The following is a 14,746-nucleotide window of genomic DNA, read 5'->3' as shown; positions in this document are numbered from 1 at the left end:
TAAACCCTGGTGTTTGTCGTTAGGTGCGTTATGGATGTACCACCCCGGCCTGTTGGCCGGGGTGATTCGAGGGAGAGATCAAAGCATTTTCTTCAGCTCCCCGTAGTCTCCCCCAACACGCAAGACCACGGTCACGTCGTTGTCATTGCGGTTACGGAAGAACCAGCCGTGGTTGCCAGTGAAAGCAGCTTCAAGCTCTCCCTCATCCTCAGGTACGCCACGCCCCTTCTCGTAGCTGATTGAGTTTCCATTGCCATCGCCGTGGGTATCGAAATTAAGTGGCCCACCGTCGGACATCCAAGCGAATGTCGCGACAGCACCTTCGTCCATCGTTAGCTTATACTCGGTACCTTCACCTGGCGCGAGTGTAAAAGTCACCTCATCACCCCATGCCGCAGTTTCTTCAGTTGCCTGGGTAGATGTCTCCTCAGCGGCTGGAGCGTCAGCAAGCGCTACGTTTGCTTCAGTCTGCTCCATCTTTTGGTCTTCTGGTAACGAAGCGGCTACTTGCTCCCTCTCTACGTCTGAAGTCGGTGCAGCACTAGCGGTTGCGGTCGAAGGTTGGCTATCACTAACGGCCTCTTGAGGTGCAGTGGGTTCAGAAGCCTGTTGGGCACTGGCTTGATCATTGGCTTGGTCGAGCTCGGCTTCCTCAGCCAACTGGGTCTTGATTTCTCCCATCTCAGTCAGTCCCAACAAGCGCCCAGCGCCGGTGGGGTCAACGGCATACTCAGCAGGCAGCACGACGCTGATCAGCAAGGCGGCGGCAATAACGGCTGCCATCAACGTAGAGCGCAGTAACTTACCCGTTGACGGCAGCTCGGCACGGGTTGGAAGGTCAGTGTTATACATCGGTAACTCCTTCAATTAGGCAATGAAATAGCCGGTCAGTTGATAACCCACCAGCATAAAACCAGCACACATCATGGCGACGTTGGCGGTATACGCATGACGTAAGAAGCCAGTAGTGCGTCGCCAGAAGCCCATCACAATGAGAATGGCGCTCAATGCCAGTAGCTGGCCGATCTCTACGCCTACGTTGAATGCCAGGAGATTAGGGACGAGACCATCGGGTGAGATATCGTACTCAATGATCTTGCTCGACAGGCCAAAGCCATGAAACAGACCGAACACCAACGTGGCGACCTTGGTGTTGGGCTGAAAGCCGAACCAGCGCTGATATGCGCCGATGTTATCGAGCGCCTTATAGACAATGGAGAGCCCGATGATGGCATCAATTAGGTAGCTATTGATGCCGATATTGAAGTACACCCCGAGCAGCATGGTCGTCGAGTGACCGATGGCAAAGAGGCTGACGTAAATAGCGATATGCTGCATTCGGTAGAGGAAAAAGATGACCCCTAGCAAAAACAGGATATGGTCATACCCCGTTACCATGTGCTTGGCACCGAGATACATAAACGAGATCAGATTAACGCCATAGATCTCTTGGATGTAGCCCTTGTCACCTTCAGCCACCGCGTGAGCAAGCGCTTCGCCACTGGCTCCCAGTAGCATTAACAGCAGAGTTAGAAAGGCTAAGGCGTGGCGTCGGGCCATCATAGGCAAGCCGAGCACACCCCTTACTTGGGATGGAAACATGTAACCTCCACGGGTCTGACATTAGTATTGGCCACCCGAAGGATGGCCCCAGTTATCAAGCGACAACTGGCCGTGGTGGTCGCTCCAATCGGTAGGCGCGACGCAGGGGTAAACCGCGCCGTTCGCCTAGCCGCAGGGCATGACGGACGTTCGGAGCGATGACAAGGCCCGCCCCCAAGCGATCCGCTTGTTCGTGGAAGTGACTGCCGCTCTCATGAGAAAGATGTCGACCGTCATCGTGCTTATGCCCATGGGCATGCCCATGGCCCTTCTGCACACTCTCCTGGTGAGATGACTCAACGCCAACCAGGCTCATTGCGCCATGCGCACTCGCTTCGCCCACACTGGTAAGCATCAGGCTAGGCAAAAACAGCAGTAGCAGGGTCAGATAGCCAAGGCGGTGACGCAGCCGATTGAGCATTTGAAGCAACCAGGACAAAAATTGATGATAAAAAAGGTAGATAACAGTTTGCTTACGCCGTAGCGCCGCGTAGCAATAATAGATTACCATCCCCTCCAGGGGGATAGGAATAGAATAAGGGAAAGAAAATGACAATACATACGCACCAGTCACATCCTGACATCATCAAGCGCTTGAACCGGGCTCGGGGGCATCTTTCGAGTGTGACGCAGATGATAGAGGATGGTCGCCACTGTCTAGACATTGCCCAGCAGCTCCATGCGGTTGAGAAGGCTATTCAACAGGCCAAACGTGCCTTGGTTTTAGATCATATCGATCACTGCCTAGAGGATGCCTTGGGCGCTCAGGATCAAACACAGCGGGCGCGGGCTGAAGAGTTCAAGGCCATTGCCCGCTACCTGTAAATGCATCTAAGCTCCCCTCTCGTGAGGAACGTTCTATGCTCGATGTACTCGCCCATCGCGTCTATCGCCATCTCTTTTTCGCTCAGGTCATTGCACTGATTGGTACCGGTCTGACCACCGTTGCCCTAGCGTTACTGGCTCATGATCTTGCTGGGGGGCAGGCGGGTGTCGTACTAGGCACAGCGCTGGCGATTAAGATGGTTGCCTACGTGGGCATTGCGCCACTGGTGGGTGCTTACGCCTCACGCCTACCTCGACGCATGTTGTTGGTTAGCCTCGACTTGCTGCGAGCAGCCGTGGTTTGCGCACTGCCTTTCGTTACAGAAGTGTGGCAAATCTATGTGCTGATCTTTCTACTCAATGCTTGCTCAGCAGGCTTCACGCCCGTTTTCCAGGCGACAATACCAGACATCCTAGAAGACGAAGAGCAATACACGCGAGCATTATCCCTGTCACGCCTTGCCTACGATTTAGAGAATCTGCTTAGCCCGATGGTAGCAGCGACATTGCTGATGGTGATGAGCTTTGATGTCCTGTTTGTACTCAACGCCCTGGCGTTCGTGATCTCTGCCTCACTGGTTATATCGGTGCTGTTGCCTGCGTCACAACCGCTAGAGGATATTCCCGGCGTTTGGCGTCGCGTTTCTTACGGCATACGGATTTATCTAAAAACACCTCGTTTGCGCGGCTTGTTGGCGTTGAACTTGGCGGTCTCAGCCGCCGGAGCGATGCAGATCGTCAATACGGTAGTGCTTGTTCGCTCTATGTTGGGGCTTGGCGAGAAAGAAGTAGCTTTGGCCTTTGCGGCCGCAGGTGGGGGCTCCATGCTGGTGGCTTTATTGCTACCCAAGGTACTGGATCGATTGCCTGAACGACCAGTCATGCTGTTGGGTGGCGTTATCATGGCGCTCAGTCTCTACTTAGGCTGGCTAGGCCCATCGTTTGCGGGACTTGTCGGGCTATGGTTGCTACTGGGGGCAGGCGCTTCGATGGTCATGACCCCTACAGGGCGCTTGCTCAAGCGTTCTTGCCAGGCGGAGGATCGTCCAGCGCTATTTGCTGCCCAATTCTCTTTGTCACACGGTTGCTGGTTGATCACCTACCCGTTGGCAGGGTGGATAGGGCTGAATATGGGAATGGCAGGAACATTCGCAATGCTCGGAACCGTGGCTTTAACGGCGACGGGGCTTGCTGCGTTTGCTTGGCCTCGTCGAGATCCAATAGAGATTGCGCATGAGCACTCGCCTATTCGTCATAGTCATCTTCACTATCACGATGAACACCATCAACACGAGCATGAAGGGTGGGAAGGGCCGGAACCTCATCGCCATCCCCACGGTCATCCCAGAAATGTGCATCGGCACATATTTGTCATTGATAACCACCATACACGATGGCCTTTGTGACACATTAAGGCTGACAAGTTAATAGATGCCTATTAGGTTAAATTACCACGGGTGATGCCTATTTTACTGAAGGCATTCACCCCAGAAGCTTCGCAGAGAACATTTTCCTTGCTTGAACGTATCGGCGATCCCTGGCAGTGGCCAGCCAATGACTCAGCTATCTTGCTGCTGGTGTGGTGTTACCCCCACGTCACACTGACCACTAGACCGTTGGGCGTGCGATTACTAAGCGTAAGGCGTGCGTTTTGGCGCTGGGCCAACTCCGAGACAATCGACAAACCCAATCCGCTGCCGGTGGTGCCCTGGCCAGACGCGCGCCTAAAGCGTTCAGTGACTTTATCCAAAAGTGCCTCGGGGAGTCCGGGGCCAGTGTCTCTCACCGTGAGCCGAGGCAACCCTTCCCAAAACGCTAACTCTACCTCCACTTGACCGCCTTCTGACGTATAGCGCAAGGCGTTATCCAGGAGGTTACGAAAGAGAATACCCACCTCGACTTCGTCGGCGCGAATCTCCAGCTGGGTTAAGCCTGTTAGCCTCAAGTGCTGGTTTCGCTCTTCAGCGAGTGACCACAGCTCAGCTACCAGTTCAGCAATAATCGGATAGAGATCGATAGTGGCCGGTGAGGTTGTGGCCCCTTGATCCAATCGAGCCAAAATAAGCAGTTGTTCTACCACCCGCTGAAGCCGCTCAACCCCGACATAAGCCTTTTGTAATGATTGCTCTCCCCCTGCCTGCGCATTATCTAAGTGGATTCTCAGCGCTGCCAAGGGCGTGCGTAATTCATGGGCCGCATCTGCAGTGAAGCGCCGCTCGCGTTCTAATGTTTCTTTCAACCGGGCGATAAAGTCGTTTAGCGATTGGCGTAATTCATTAAGCTCTTGAGGAACAAGATTATCGATTTGACGCAGATCGTGGGCGGAGCGGCCCTGCACCTGGCTGGAAAGCGCTTGGATGGGCGCGGTACCTCGCCGGATAATACGGTTCATCAGCCAAAGGAGGAGTGGTAGCAAAAAGAGCATCGGCAATAAATTGTTCCAGGTGATGCGCTCCACCACTTCATCATGAAACGAACCGCGTAGCCCCATGCTGATCCAGGTATCGCTGGCAATATCGAACATGCTGAAAACCCGCCAGCGATGCCCATCGTAGCTTTCCCAGCGAAAACCCTCCTCTAAAGGGGCGGGGAAAGGGCCTGCATCATTCCATGTGCCCCCTAGCAGCCTAGGTGAGCCATCGGCATTCCAAAAACCAAGGACTAATTTAAGCTCTTCCTCGTGGTAAAGCTTGGGATCTGATTCAGGACTGCTGACAGGCACTGTGTTCCCGTCGCGATATAGCTGAGCCGGATGTTCTGGAAGGCCCATCCGAGAAGCCAGGCGAGCATAGTCGTCAATGGTCGCGTTTGGATCGAGTTGGCCAGCCACAATCCGGCTATGCAGACTGAGCTGTGTATCAAGAATTTCTTCTAACTCATGATCTGTGATTAAGTAGGCCGCGGTAAACGCGACGCCCCCCGCAACAACCAGGGCTATGGCCAGCGTGCGGAGTAGATAACGCCGTATCGATATCATTGTGCTTGACTATCCAACCGGTAGCCAATCCCGCGCACGTTAATAATCAGATGCTTTTCAAGCTTTTTACGCAGATGATGAATGTGAACCTCCACCGCATTGGACTCGACCTCTTCGCCCCAACCGTAAAGCAGATTTTCCAAACGGGGACGAGACAGCACTCTGTCGGGGTGCCTGGCTAGCTCTAACAATAGAGCATACTCGCGTCGACCCAACTTTACGTCTTTGCCCCGCCAACTCACCGCATGACGCGCCTCATCAATACTCAGCGCTCCCAGTGTCAATACTTGCGAAGCGCGCCCCTCAGCGCGTCGCATGACGACACGCAAACGGGCAAGTAACTCCTTCAAGTTAAAAGGCTTGAGCACATAGTCATCCGCCCCCGCATCTAAACCGCCAATACGGTCTTCCATTGCGTCGCGGGCCGTCAAAATCAAAATAGGTAGAGTGGATTGCTGACGGAGTAAATGCAGTACCTGCATGCCGTCCATATCAGGCAGGCCAAGATCCAAAATAATCACACTGAATGTCTCGCTTTCGATAGCGCTGATTGCCTCGCGGCCAAGCATAAACCAATCGACCGTGTACCCCTCGCGTTCCAGCGCCGTTTTAATGCCATCCCCAAGCAAGGGATCATCTTCTATTAGCAGTGCACGCATGCTGCTCCCCCAATCTACAAACCGCTATCTTCGCCACTAAAACTTAAGCTTTTCTTAAATACGGCAACGTATCCCCCACAACGCATACACCTCTGAATTCAACCTGTAAGTCAGCCACCCTTTTTTGCAAACCTTTTACGCAGCTTAACTCTTCTTTAAGTTACTTAGGCTCAAGCTGCCTCTTTCGCCATGGGCAAAGCCAAAGCAGCGCCTTCACTGGCGGTCATTTTGAATCTGCCCTGTCGCTACCGCGGGCAGGTCATTTTCTATTAACTGAATAGAGCGCCAGAGTATGCACTTACTAACACTGATTAGAACAAACTATTATTTAAAAATAATGGCCCGTTTTTTAGAAAAAAGAATGAAGCGATTTTTACTCGGAGGTATACGGTATATCGTCAAAGCGCCTGCACCAGAAACCATTGACAGCCTTGTTGGAATAGAAAAAATCCTCATTATTCGCCCCAATTTTCGTCTGGGCAACGCGCTAATCAGCACTCCTGTCATCGATGCTTTTCGTGACCGTTTTCCTTCCGCACGCATAGATTATCTAGCGACTGATAAAACATGGCCACTGTTGCAGCAACGTCCTGTTGATCATTTTCATTTACTGTCGAGAACCGCCATTCTCCGTCCCTGGCAGTGCGTGACGCTATTACGACGCTTACGGGCACAACGCTATGATCTAGCGGTACAAGTGAGCGGAGGTTCAACGAGCGGCTTTATCGTGACCCGGTTAATAGGAGCACGGTACAGCATGGGTTCAGGTAAAGGTCACCAGCGCTGGTACAACATTGAGGCGGAAGGTAAGTCATCACATGCCTATGATGCCATCGTCAATTTGACACGCCCGCTCGGTGTTGCTTGCCATAATCGGCCACTGCTCCAGCTAACGGATCAGGAACGCTATCAAGCCATCACGAAGATACGACAGCTATTCAGTCTGCATAGCGACCACTCATCAGATACAGACTTTATTGCGATCTTCGTAGGCGGGCATCAAAACAAACGTTGGCCGTTGGCATTTTGGCTAATGCTCATCGATGCCATGGAAGCCTGCAAAATACGTTATGTCGTTTTCCTTGGACCGGAGGAGTTTAGGCTTCTAGCCCCTATTGAGCAGCGCTTGATGTCATCACTGTATGGTAGCTTATGCCCGCCGCTTCCTATTCGTCACTTTGCCGCTGTTCTAGGGCGAGCGCGGTTACTCGTGACACCAGACTCCGGGCCTATGCACTTAGCGGCAGCACTCGATGTCGCCACCATTTCCCTAGTACGCCAGAAAAAATCACTCGCCTTCGTACCACGAGAAGCCTATGACACTATTCTGTGGCGCCCAGAGATCAGCACGGTAATAGACGCTATCAGCGCTAATCTTGACGGACAAAACGCAACCGCTCCCGTTCAACTGGCCTCGGCAACAAACCAACCAACACAGCGGGTTAGAACACCACCCAGCGCTGCCCCTTTGCATTCTAGCTACTGAATTAAAGCGCATAACTGTTCGTTAAGTTTTGCGCTTTACAGTGACCCTACTGTTACGTTATCGAGAGTACTGTCTTGCCTATTTCAACGACGTCAAAACCTAATGGCACGGGTGTCAAACGCATCTTCCGCGCTTCTATTAATGCAGTATCGGGTTTAAAAGCTTGCTGGATAAATGAGTCTGCATTTAGACAAGAGGTGATACTATGCCTCGTCCTTTACCCTTTTATATTTTTTGTTAATGCCACTTCCGTAGAAAAAGCATTGCTGTTTTCTTCACTCACCCTTGTAGTGATAGTGGAACTCATTAACTCCGCCATCGAATGCACCATTGACCGTATTGGACTAGAACATAACGAACTTAGCGGGCGTGCTAAAGACATGGGGGCTGCCGCCGTCATGATGACCCTTTTTATGATGATGGGTGTGTGGCTATGCGTGCTGCTCTACTAAATGTTCTCAAATCCCTAGCATCCGTATGGCTTTTATTTCTAATCGCCATGTCGGTCTTCAGTATTTTAAACATAGATTTTACGATAACTGACGTTATATATCGCTTTCAAGGTAATGCCTGGGCGTGGAAAGATACCTTGATTACCCAAGATGTTCTTCACACAGGCGGTAAATGGCTAAGCTTAGCGATGGGTTTAGTCACACTCCTCCTTTTGATACTAAGCACCGTGGTAACTCGTTTTAAAGCGTATCGCACGCCGCTTTTATATCTTTTTTCCGCAACGCTTCTTTCTACGCTGCTTGTCGCAACGCTTAAACAACTTGTGAACATGGAATGCCCTTGGGATTTAGTTCGCTATGGTGGTGAACGAGACTTTATTGGCTTGCTCAATACACGGCCTTCCTCAATGCCAGCATCCGCCTGCTTTCCCGCCGGGCATGCCAGCGCAGGATATACGTGGGTAGCCCTCTACTTCTTTTTTGCCGCCATACGGCCCCATTGGCGATGGGCAGGGCTTTCGCTGGGTTTAGGGCTTGGCCTTACGTTTGGGATCACTCAACAGTTCCGCGGGGCGCACTTTCTCTCCCACGACCTCTGGACCGTCATGATTTGTTGGACCGTAAGCTTTGTCCTTTCAAGATTCTTATTACACCCCAGCGTTCATTAATCTTTTCATTCAGAGAGCCTTTCGATGCGTCCTTTGCTATCATGGCCTTCAAAAGTTGTTGGCACCGCTTGGCATTATCGCCCCACATTAAGCACGGAGCAGCTTGTCTTATGGGCCGTTGTCATATTCAGTGTTTTTTACAATGTCTCTTTTTGGCAACAAGCCTTTGCTGGCTATGACCCTCTTGCCGTCCAGACGTGGCTAACTTTTGCCAATATGTTTTTGGTGATGACCTGCCTTAACTATTTGGTCTTCGTGAGCCTTGCTTTTCGAATGTTGGTGAAGCCATTATTAACCTTGCTTTTTCTGATTGCCGCCTTCGTCAGTTACTTCACTAGCTATTACGGCACCTATTTTGATACTTCAATGTTAGACAACGTGCTTCAAACGGATACTAACGAGGCACAAGAGCTTTTTACACCCGGATTACTGATTCATTTAGTCATCTTTTTCTGTTTGCCAACCATCATAATTTGGCGCGTTAAAATCACACCGTCAACCTGGAAGAAGGCAGTGTTGCGTCGTTCGGCTTATTGCCTTGCCAGCACTGCTATATTGCTGTTAGCAATTTTCTTATCTTACCAAGAAGTGTCGTCACTCATGCGCAACAATAAAGAGCTACGCTACTTGGTGACCCCAGGTAATTATATTGTTTCGATGGCGCAGGCCCTTTCGAGCCAACACGCTTCCGCGAATACGGTGCGTTCCCCGGTGGGTGAGGACGCCCGTATCAATTCACAAGCGGGTGACAAACCCACACTTCTCGTCATCGTGGTGGGCGAAACGGTACGGGCGGCGAATTGGGGGTTAAATGGTTATGAACGCCAAACCACACCTAAACTTGCCCTGCAGCCTGACGTTATCAATTTTTCAGATGTTTCCTCATGCGGTACAAGCACAGCAGTCTCATTACCCTGCATGTTTTCATTACCAGGGCGTGCCGATTACGAAAAATTGTATGCTCAGCAACATGAATCCTTGCTGGACGTATTAGCCCACGCCGGGTTAGAGGCCACCTGGCTTGATAACCAGTCAGGCTGTAAAGGTGTCTGCGACGGAGTGACGACAAAAGCGCTCTCGCCAGAGGAGTATGCGTCTTTGTGTCAGGAAGGGCGATGCTTGGATGAAGCACTGGTTCAAGCCTTGACCAAGCAAATTAGCGGTACCTCCGTTGATCAGGTTGTTGTGCTGCATCAGCTAGGCAACCATGGCCCCAGCTATTACCAACGCTACCCTGATGACTACGAACGTTTTGTTCCCGCTTGCACCACCGCTGATTTAGCCAAGTGCTCAAGAGACGACATTACCAACAGCTACGACAATGCCATTCTGTATACCGACACTGTGTTGGATCAGGTGATTGAGACGTTAAAGCGTCAGGATGACTACGCAACTGCGATGATCTATCTCTCTGATCATGGTGAATCACTGGGTGAAAATGGCCTATATTTGCACGGCATTCCCTATGCCATTGCTCCCGATGAACAGACCCATGTGCCTATGGTTTGGTGGCTTTCCAACTCATTTTCAAAGCAGCGAGGACTCGATACGGAGTGCTTACGCCAAGTCTCAGATCAAGCCGCTTCCCACGATAACTTATTTCACAGCGTGCTGGGGTTGCTTGGCGTAGCAACGGACGTATATCAGCAGGCAGAAGATATTAGCCAACCGTGCCGGAGCCTCGCCAATTAATGAATGCTTAAGTGATCGTTAAGTATTCCATGGCAAGCTGCTCTCCATTCTGCTCAACTATTCTGGTGTATGCACATGGTTTTATCGCATCTATTGGACTCCAAGCAAGGATTTTGGAGACAGCTGCTACCCAAAAAAAAGGCAGCAGCAGGGGGCTTGGTAGGCGGTGCCAGTACCTCTAATCATTCTGCTAAATGGCTTTCCTTTAAAGTCAGCGTTGTTTTGATTGCTTTACTAACGACTCTGCTATGGTTAACGGGAATAGAAAACATCGAAATCACTATCGCTGTATTAAGTGTAACGTCAAATGGTATATCACAGTTACTTGGTCGCTGTTATTCTTTCAGTGTATTGAAAATGGCAGAAAATGAGTTCATAGATACGCTCGACGCGTTAGGAGCTGCAGGAGTTGGAACGTTAATAATATTATATTTATTGGGTTAAAATTTAATATATAATATTTGAGATATTATTCACTTATTAATGCAGTCAGGGAAAAAGTGAAGTTTTAGGAAACATGATTAGCCTATGCTAAGTGTCTTATACAAGGCGAACTTCTTTTTTTGCGTTTTGACTTGTTTATCTAGCCGGAAATGATAATGTTGGAAGTCTTTTAATACCCGACTGATTTACTCAAGTATAGCAGGCATTTTGGGTGACTTGATTTAGAGCGTCGGATTTTCAGCCAGAGACACCATGTCATGACATTTGCCACCATATTGATTTTGGCCTTTTCCATGTCGGCAGACGCCTTCGCTGCTTCCATCAGCAAAGGCGCTGAGCTACAAAAACCCTCGTTTCGGCACGCCATCAGCATTGGGTTGATATTTGGTACTATCGAGACCATAACACCCCTGCTGGGCTGGTTGGCCGGGGTAGCATCGCAGCGCTTTGTGCAGGCTTGGGATCACTGGGTTGCGTTCTCGATCTTAGTGGTTATTGGTTTACATATGGTGTATTCGGGCCTATGCAAAGAAGACAAAATAGCCCAAGAAAAGCAAACACTATGGTTATTGATATTAACGGCTATTGCTACGAGTATTGATGCCATGGCCGTTGGTGCAAGCCTCGCCTTTATTGATGCTAATATCATCGCTACCAGCTTAGCTATTGGTTTAGCCACTACTGTCATGGCATCAATTGGCACCTTGTTGGGTCACCAGCTTGGCAAATACGTTAGCCATTGGGCTGAGCTGATCGGTGGGATCGTTTTAATTGGTATTGGACTTGGAGTGTTAGCCGAGCATACTGCCTTTTTTAATTAATCTTTACTGATCTATGTCATTCAGAGACAGTATTAAAGCAATATGCGTAGCAACCCTCTGGGAAAGAGGGCTATTTGGGTAAATCACCACGAGTGATGCCTACTTTACTGAAGAATTTCATCACAGAAGCTTCGCAAGGGACATTTTCCTTTTTAGGGTTAGGGCACTTGAACTTATAGGCCTTCCTGGATAGTGACCAGCTGACTTTGGGATGATACATGTCCAATCATGGTGTCAATTTAAGGTTTTGAAGGACGGCAGCATAGCTAAGTGAGACGTACCGAATAATCTAAAAATGCACTTTATAAAAAAGGGTAACCGGAATATCTGGTTGATCTCTACTTTGGCGTTCATTCACAGATTTTACTTTCTCAACGGAAAAGCTGGTTGTTTTGTTGCGTCAAGATCATATATCACATAATATCTATCTGTGTGATATATGGTTATTTAGGGGTGAGAATGAAGCAATATGATCCAGTACCGCCGCCTGTTACGTGGTTCGGAAGTAAAAGCAGGCTGGTTAAGGAGATCGTTAAGCATTTTCCAGAGCATCAGACGTATGTCGATGTGTTTGGTGGAAGTGGAGCCGTCCTGCTTGGCAAAAAACCAAGCAAAGTTGAGGTATATAACGATCTGAACAGAAAGATGACCAGTCTGTTTAATGTGCTATCCGACAAGCGAAAAACTCAAGAGCTGGTTCGCAGACTCGAACTAACCCCGTACAGCAGAGATGAGTTCAAGTCAGCAGTTGCATCTATTGATAATGAATATGATGAAATTGAGCTTGCAAGGCTCATGATCGTTGTGCAACGCCAGTCTCACGGGGGCTTAGCTAAGCAGTGGTCATACTGCGTTGACGCTCCGGCAGGTGGATACAGTGCCAGCGTTCGCAAGTTTCATGCGGGCATAGAGCGTCTTCCCAATGTGCAAGCGAGGATGCGAAAAGTTCAGATTGAAAACCTGTGCTTCACTGATTTAATCCCTCGATATGACAGACCTGGAACCCTGTTCTATCTCGATCCCCCGTATGTGCCAGACACTAGAATTAATGGTCAGTATGAGAATGAAATGACCATTGAGGATCATCATGCGCTTGTCGATCTGCTGCTGTCGTCTAGCGGGATGTTTGTTTTGTCGGGGTATAAAACACCTGTTTACCTTCCGTTAGAAAATGCGGGATGGAATCGAGTAGATATAGAGACATACGCCAGCACAAGCAAAACTCGAACAAAGAGGACGGAATGCCTTTGGGTGTCTCCCAACTGCTTGAATAAAAAAGATATTCCCACATATCAGGATATTGAGAATGATTCAGACCTGACAAACCGCCAAAAGGCGGCCTTGAGGGTTCACCGACACAGGCGGGAACAGTCCGAGTCCGCTATAAAAGAAGCGATTTACAGCCTGAAACGCATGAAGAAAAAAGTGACAAAAGTGGAGGTGTCTCGGATGACAGGGATCAGTCGAGAACATATCACCAGGCATTACGGACACCTTTTTTAGGATATTGAATGAACGATTTACAAGAAAGTAACAGCATACATTTGCCAGAGTATGAGGTGCTGGGCTGCAAAACCACCGACGACGAAATGCACTTCCAAGTGGGCGCGCCCGATCCCATTGCCTGCGAAGAATGCGGAGTGCAGGGTGAGTTCGTGCGGTTCGGCAAGCGTGATGTTCCCTATCGTGATCTGCCCATCCACGGCAAGCGGGTCACCCTCTGGGTAGTCAGACGCCGGTACACCTGCCGGGCCTGCAAGACCACCTTCAGGCCCCAGCTACCGGAGATGGTGGACGGTTTCCGCATGACGTTGCGTTTGCATGAATACGTGGAGAAGGAATCTTTCAATCACCCCTACACCTTCGTGGCGGCACAGACTGGTCTGGACGAGAAGACGGTGCGCGACATCTTCAACGCCCGCGCCGAGTTCCTGGGGCGATGGCACCGCTTCGAGACACCCCGCATTTTGGGTATCGACGAGCTGTACCTGAACAAGCGCTACCGCTGCATTCTGACCAACATCGAGGAGCGAACCCTGCTCGACCTGCTGTCCACACGACGACAGGATGTGGTTACCAACTACCTGATGAAGCTGAAAGACCGACAGAAGGTCGAGATCGTCAGCATGGACATGTGGAACCCCTACCGGGCAGCGGTCAAGTCCGTTCTGCCACAGGCTCGCATTGTGGTCGATAAGTTCCATGTGGTGCGCATGGCCAACGATGCCTTGGAGAAGGTTCGCAAGGGTCTCAGAAAGGATCTGAAACCCGCCCAAAGCCGAACCCTCAAGGGAGACCGGAAAATCCTGCTGAAACGCGCTCACGAAGTCTCGGACCGGGAGTGGTTAATCATGGAAACATGGACGGGTGCATTCCCGCAGATGCGAGCCGCATACGAACACAAGGAGCGTTTCTACGATATTTGGGACGCCTCCACACGGGTACAGGCAGAGGCCGCCCTGGACGAATGGATAGACACTATCCCCAAGGGACAGAAGGAAGTCTGGAGTGATCTGGTCAGGGCTGTAGGCAACTGGCGCGAAGAGATCATGACCTACTTCGAGACGGATATGCCTGTCACCAACGCTTACACGGAGTCTATCAACCGATTAGCCAAGGACAAAAACCGTGAAGGACGTGGTTACTCCTTCGAGGTGATGCGGGCACGAATGCTCTACACCACCAAACACAAGAAGAAGGCCCCGACTGCGAAGGTCTCTCCGTTCTACAAGAAAACCATCGGTTATGGACTGCCAGACTTCGCAGGGGAACTCAACTACGGGGTCGATCTATCAACCATCTGAGGGTGGCATCAGGTTGGTGGGGTGAAAACGCCCCATCAACCATTAAATCCGTATACCCATAAAAAACACAAGTCGAAATGAGTCTTCCCCACCTTATTGGCAGGAGGACTGCTTTTCTCAACCTGCATGTCAGCGCTCAATGGGCTCCTTGCATGAATGTCACGACCGCTGAGATGAAGGCAAAAAACAACCCTTTATAAACCTACCCGATACTTTCCCACTTCTATGCCGCTATTCTGTGAACCTGACAGGGCTAAGTTCAGACGGTGGCAATGACAGATGCGTTTGCCAATTGGCTTCGGCTAGCAAGGGGTAA

At 50.3% G+C, this 14,746-nt stretch carries 15 protein-coding genes; 10 read left to right on the top strand and 5 right to left on the bottom strand.

The window, feature by feature from the left end:
• Window positions 1-78: 78 nt before the first annotated feature.
• The 3 genes from ACT3UM_RS22620 to ACT3UM_RS22610 are packed head-to-tail and all read right to left on the bottom strand — an operon-like array spanning window position 79 to window position 2,023.
• The gene (locus tag ACT3UM_RS22620; protein ID WP_498902290.1) at window positions 79-852 is read right to left on the bottom strand and encodes a hypothetical protein; all 774 of its coding nucleotides are present in this window, start codon (window positions 850-852) and stop codon (window positions 79-81) included.
• Window positions 853-867: 15 nt separating this feature from the next.
• Window positions 868-1,602 (bottom strand): HupE/UreJ family protein, encoded by a 735-nt coding sequence (locus ACT3UM_RS22615; protein ID WP_008958371.1) that lies wholly within the window; start codon window positions 1,600-1,602, stop codon window positions 868-870.
• A gap of 55 nt (window positions 1,603-1,657) precedes the next feature.
• Window positions 1,658-2,023: a hypothetical protein gene (locus ACT3UM_RS22610; protein ID WP_290675171.1), complete on the bottom strand. Its 366-nt coding sequence runs from the start codon at window positions 2,021-2,023 to the stop codon at window positions 1,658-1,660.
• Between the two features lie 128 nt (window positions 2,024-2,151).
• On the opposite strand from ACT3UM_RS22610, the gene ACT3UM_RS22605 reads away from it, so the two are divergent.
• Window positions 2,152-2,427, top strand: a complete 276-nt coding sequence (locus ACT3UM_RS22605; protein WP_008958373.1) for a metal-sensing transcriptional repressor — start codon at window positions 2,152-2,154, stop codon at window positions 2,425-2,427.
• A 35-nt stretch (window positions 2,428-2,462) separates the two neighbouring features.
• Window positions 2,463-3,833: an MFS transporter gene (locus ACT3UM_RS22600; RefSeq protein ID WP_498902289.1), complete on the top strand. Its 1,371-nt coding sequence runs from the start codon at window positions 2,463-2,465 to the stop codon at window positions 3,831-3,833.
• A gap of 179 nt (window positions 3,834-4,012) precedes the next feature.
• On the opposite strand, the gene ACT3UM_RS22595 is transcribed toward ACT3UM_RS22600, so the two are convergent.
• Together ACT3UM_RS22595 and ACT3UM_RS22590 are read right to left on the bottom strand one after the other, a co-directional pair.
• Complete coding sequence (locus ACT3UM_RS22595) at window positions 4,013-5,404, bottom strand: ATP-binding protein (protein ID WP_498902288.1); 1,392 nt, start codon at window positions 5,402-5,404, stop codon at window positions 4,013-4,015.
• Window positions 5,401-6,063, bottom strand: a complete 663-nt coding sequence (locus tag ACT3UM_RS22590) for a response regulator (protein WP_445532711.1) — start codon at window positions 6,061-6,063, stop codon at window positions 5,401-5,403. The genes ACT3UM_RS22595 and ACT3UM_RS22590 overlap by 4 nt, the downstream gene beginning before the upstream one ends.
• Window positions 6,064-6,355: 292 nt before the next feature.
• Between ACT3UM_RS22590 and ACT3UM_RS22585 the strand changes: the two genes are divergently transcribed.
• From ACT3UM_RS22585 to ACT3UM_RS22550, 8 genes are all read left to right on the top strand, one after another.
• On the top strand, window positions 6,356-7,549 hold the full coding sequence (locus ACT3UM_RS22585) for a glycosyltransferase family 9 protein (protein ID WP_498902287.1): 1,194 nt from the start codon (window positions 6,356-6,358) through the stop codon (window positions 7,547-7,549).
• A 74-nt stretch (window positions 7,550-7,623) separates the two neighbouring features.
• A complete protein-coding gene (locus ACT3UM_RS22580; RefSeq protein WP_238528547.1) occupies window positions 7,624-8,001 on the top strand; it encodes a diacylglycerol kinase in 378 nt (125 codons plus the stop codon).
• On the top strand, window positions 7,983-8,669 hold the full coding sequence (locus ACT3UM_RS22575) for a phosphatase PAP2 family protein (RefSeq protein ID WP_008958379.1): 687 nt from the start codon (window positions 7,983-7,985) through the stop codon (window positions 8,667-8,669). The genes ACT3UM_RS22580 and ACT3UM_RS22575 overlap by 19 nt, the downstream gene beginning before the upstream one ends.
• A gap of 24 nt (window positions 8,670-8,693) precedes the next feature.
• A complete protein-coding gene (locus tag ACT3UM_RS22570) occupies window positions 8,694-10,361 on the top strand; it encodes a phosphoethanolamine transferase (RefSeq protein WP_144815837.1) in 1,668 nt (555 codons plus the stop codon).
• A 75-nt stretch (window positions 10,362-10,436) separates the two neighbouring features.
• On the top strand, window positions 10,437-10,805 hold the full coding sequence (locus ACT3UM_RS22565) for a hypothetical protein (RefSeq protein WP_498902286.1): 369 nt from the start codon (window positions 10,437-10,439) through the stop codon (window positions 10,803-10,805).
• 257 nt (window positions 10,806-11,062) lie between these two features.
• Window positions 11,063-11,626: a manganese efflux pump MntP gene (locus ACT3UM_RS22560; protein WP_008958508.1), complete on the top strand. Its 564-nt coding sequence runs from the start codon at window positions 11,063-11,065 to the stop codon at window positions 11,624-11,626.
• Between the two features lie 459 nt (window positions 11,627-12,085).
• Window positions 12,086-13,129 (top strand): DNA adenine methylase, encoded by a 1,044-nt coding sequence (locus ACT3UM_RS22555; protein WP_498902285.1) that lies wholly within the window; start codon window positions 12,086-12,088, stop codon window positions 13,127-13,129.
• A gap of 8 nt (window positions 13,130-13,137) precedes the next feature.
• The gene (locus tag ACT3UM_RS22550) at window positions 13,138-14,430 is read left to right on the top strand and encodes an ISL3 family transposase (RefSeq protein ID WP_498902284.1); all 1,293 of its coding nucleotides are present in this window, start codon (window positions 13,138-13,140) and stop codon (window positions 14,428-14,430) included.
• The last annotated feature ends 316 nt before the right edge of the window (window positions 14,431-14,746 follow it).

It is taken from the genome of Halomonas sp. AOP13-D3-9, assembly GCF_052379125.1.
In the GTDB taxonomy this organism is placed as follows: Bacteria; Pseudomonadota; Gammaproteobacteria; order Pseudomonadales; family Halomonadaceae; genus Vreelandella.
This window is presented reverse-complemented; position numbering and strand designations above follow the sequence as displayed.

What these genes read in the sequence shown, in the direction of transcription:
- ACT3UM_RS22620 (WP_498902290.1), bottom strand. Translation starts at nt 852, where the DNA reads ATGTATAACACTGACCTTCCAACCCGTGCCGAGCTGCCGTCAACGGGT.
- ACT3UM_RS22615 (WP_008958371.1), bottom strand. Translation starts at nt 1,602, where the DNA reads ATGTTTCCATCCCAAGTAAGGGGTGTGCTCGGCTTGCCTATGATGGCC.
- ACT3UM_RS22610 (WP_290675171.1), bottom strand. Translation starts at nt 2,023, where the DNA reads ATGCTCAATCGGCTGCGTCACCGCCTTGGCTATCTGACCCTGCTACTG.
- ACT3UM_RS22605 (WP_008958373.1), top strand. Translation starts at nt 2,152, where the DNA reads ATGACAATACATACGCACCAGTCACATCCTGACATCATCAAGCGCTTG.
- ACT3UM_RS22600 (WP_498902289.1), top strand. Translation starts at nt 2,463, where the DNA reads ATGCTCGATGTACTCGCCCATCGCGTCTATCGCCATCTCTTTTTCGCT.
- ACT3UM_RS22595 (WP_498902288.1), bottom strand. Translation starts at nt 5,404, where the DNA reads ATGATATCGATACGGCGTTATCTACTCCGCACGCTGGCCATAGCCCTG.
- ACT3UM_RS22590 (WP_445532711.1), bottom strand. Translation starts at nt 6,063, where the DNA reads ATGCGTGCACTGCTAATAGAAGATGATCCCTTGCTTGGGGATGGCATT.
- ACT3UM_RS22585 (WP_498902287.1), top strand. Translation starts at nt 6,356, where the DNA reads ATGCACTTACTAACACTGATTAGAACAAACTATTATTTAAAAATAATG.
- ACT3UM_RS22575 (WP_008958379.1), top strand. Translation starts at nt 7,983, where the DNA reads ATGCGTGCTGCTCTACTAAATGTTCTCAAATCCCTAGCATCCGTATGG.
- ACT3UM_RS22570 (WP_144815837.1), top strand. Translation starts at nt 8,694, where the DNA reads ATGCGTCCTTTGCTATCATGGCCTTCAAAAGTTGTTGGCACCGCTTGG.
- ACT3UM_RS22565 (WP_498902286.1), top strand. Translation starts at nt 10,437, where the DNA reads ATGGTTTTATCGCATCTATTGGACTCCAAGCAAGGATTTTGGAGACAG.
- ACT3UM_RS22560 (WP_008958508.1), top strand. Translation starts at nt 11,063, where the DNA reads ATGACATTTGCCACCATATTGATTTTGGCCTTTTCCATGTCGGCAGAC.
- ACT3UM_RS22555 (WP_498902285.1), top strand. Translation starts at nt 12,086, where the DNA reads ATGAAGCAATATGATCCAGTACCGCCGCCTGTTACGTGGTTCGGAAGT.
- ACT3UM_RS22550 (WP_498902284.1), top strand. Translation starts at nt 13,138, where the DNA reads ATGAACGATTTACAAGAAAGTAACAGCATACATTTGCCAGAGTATGAG.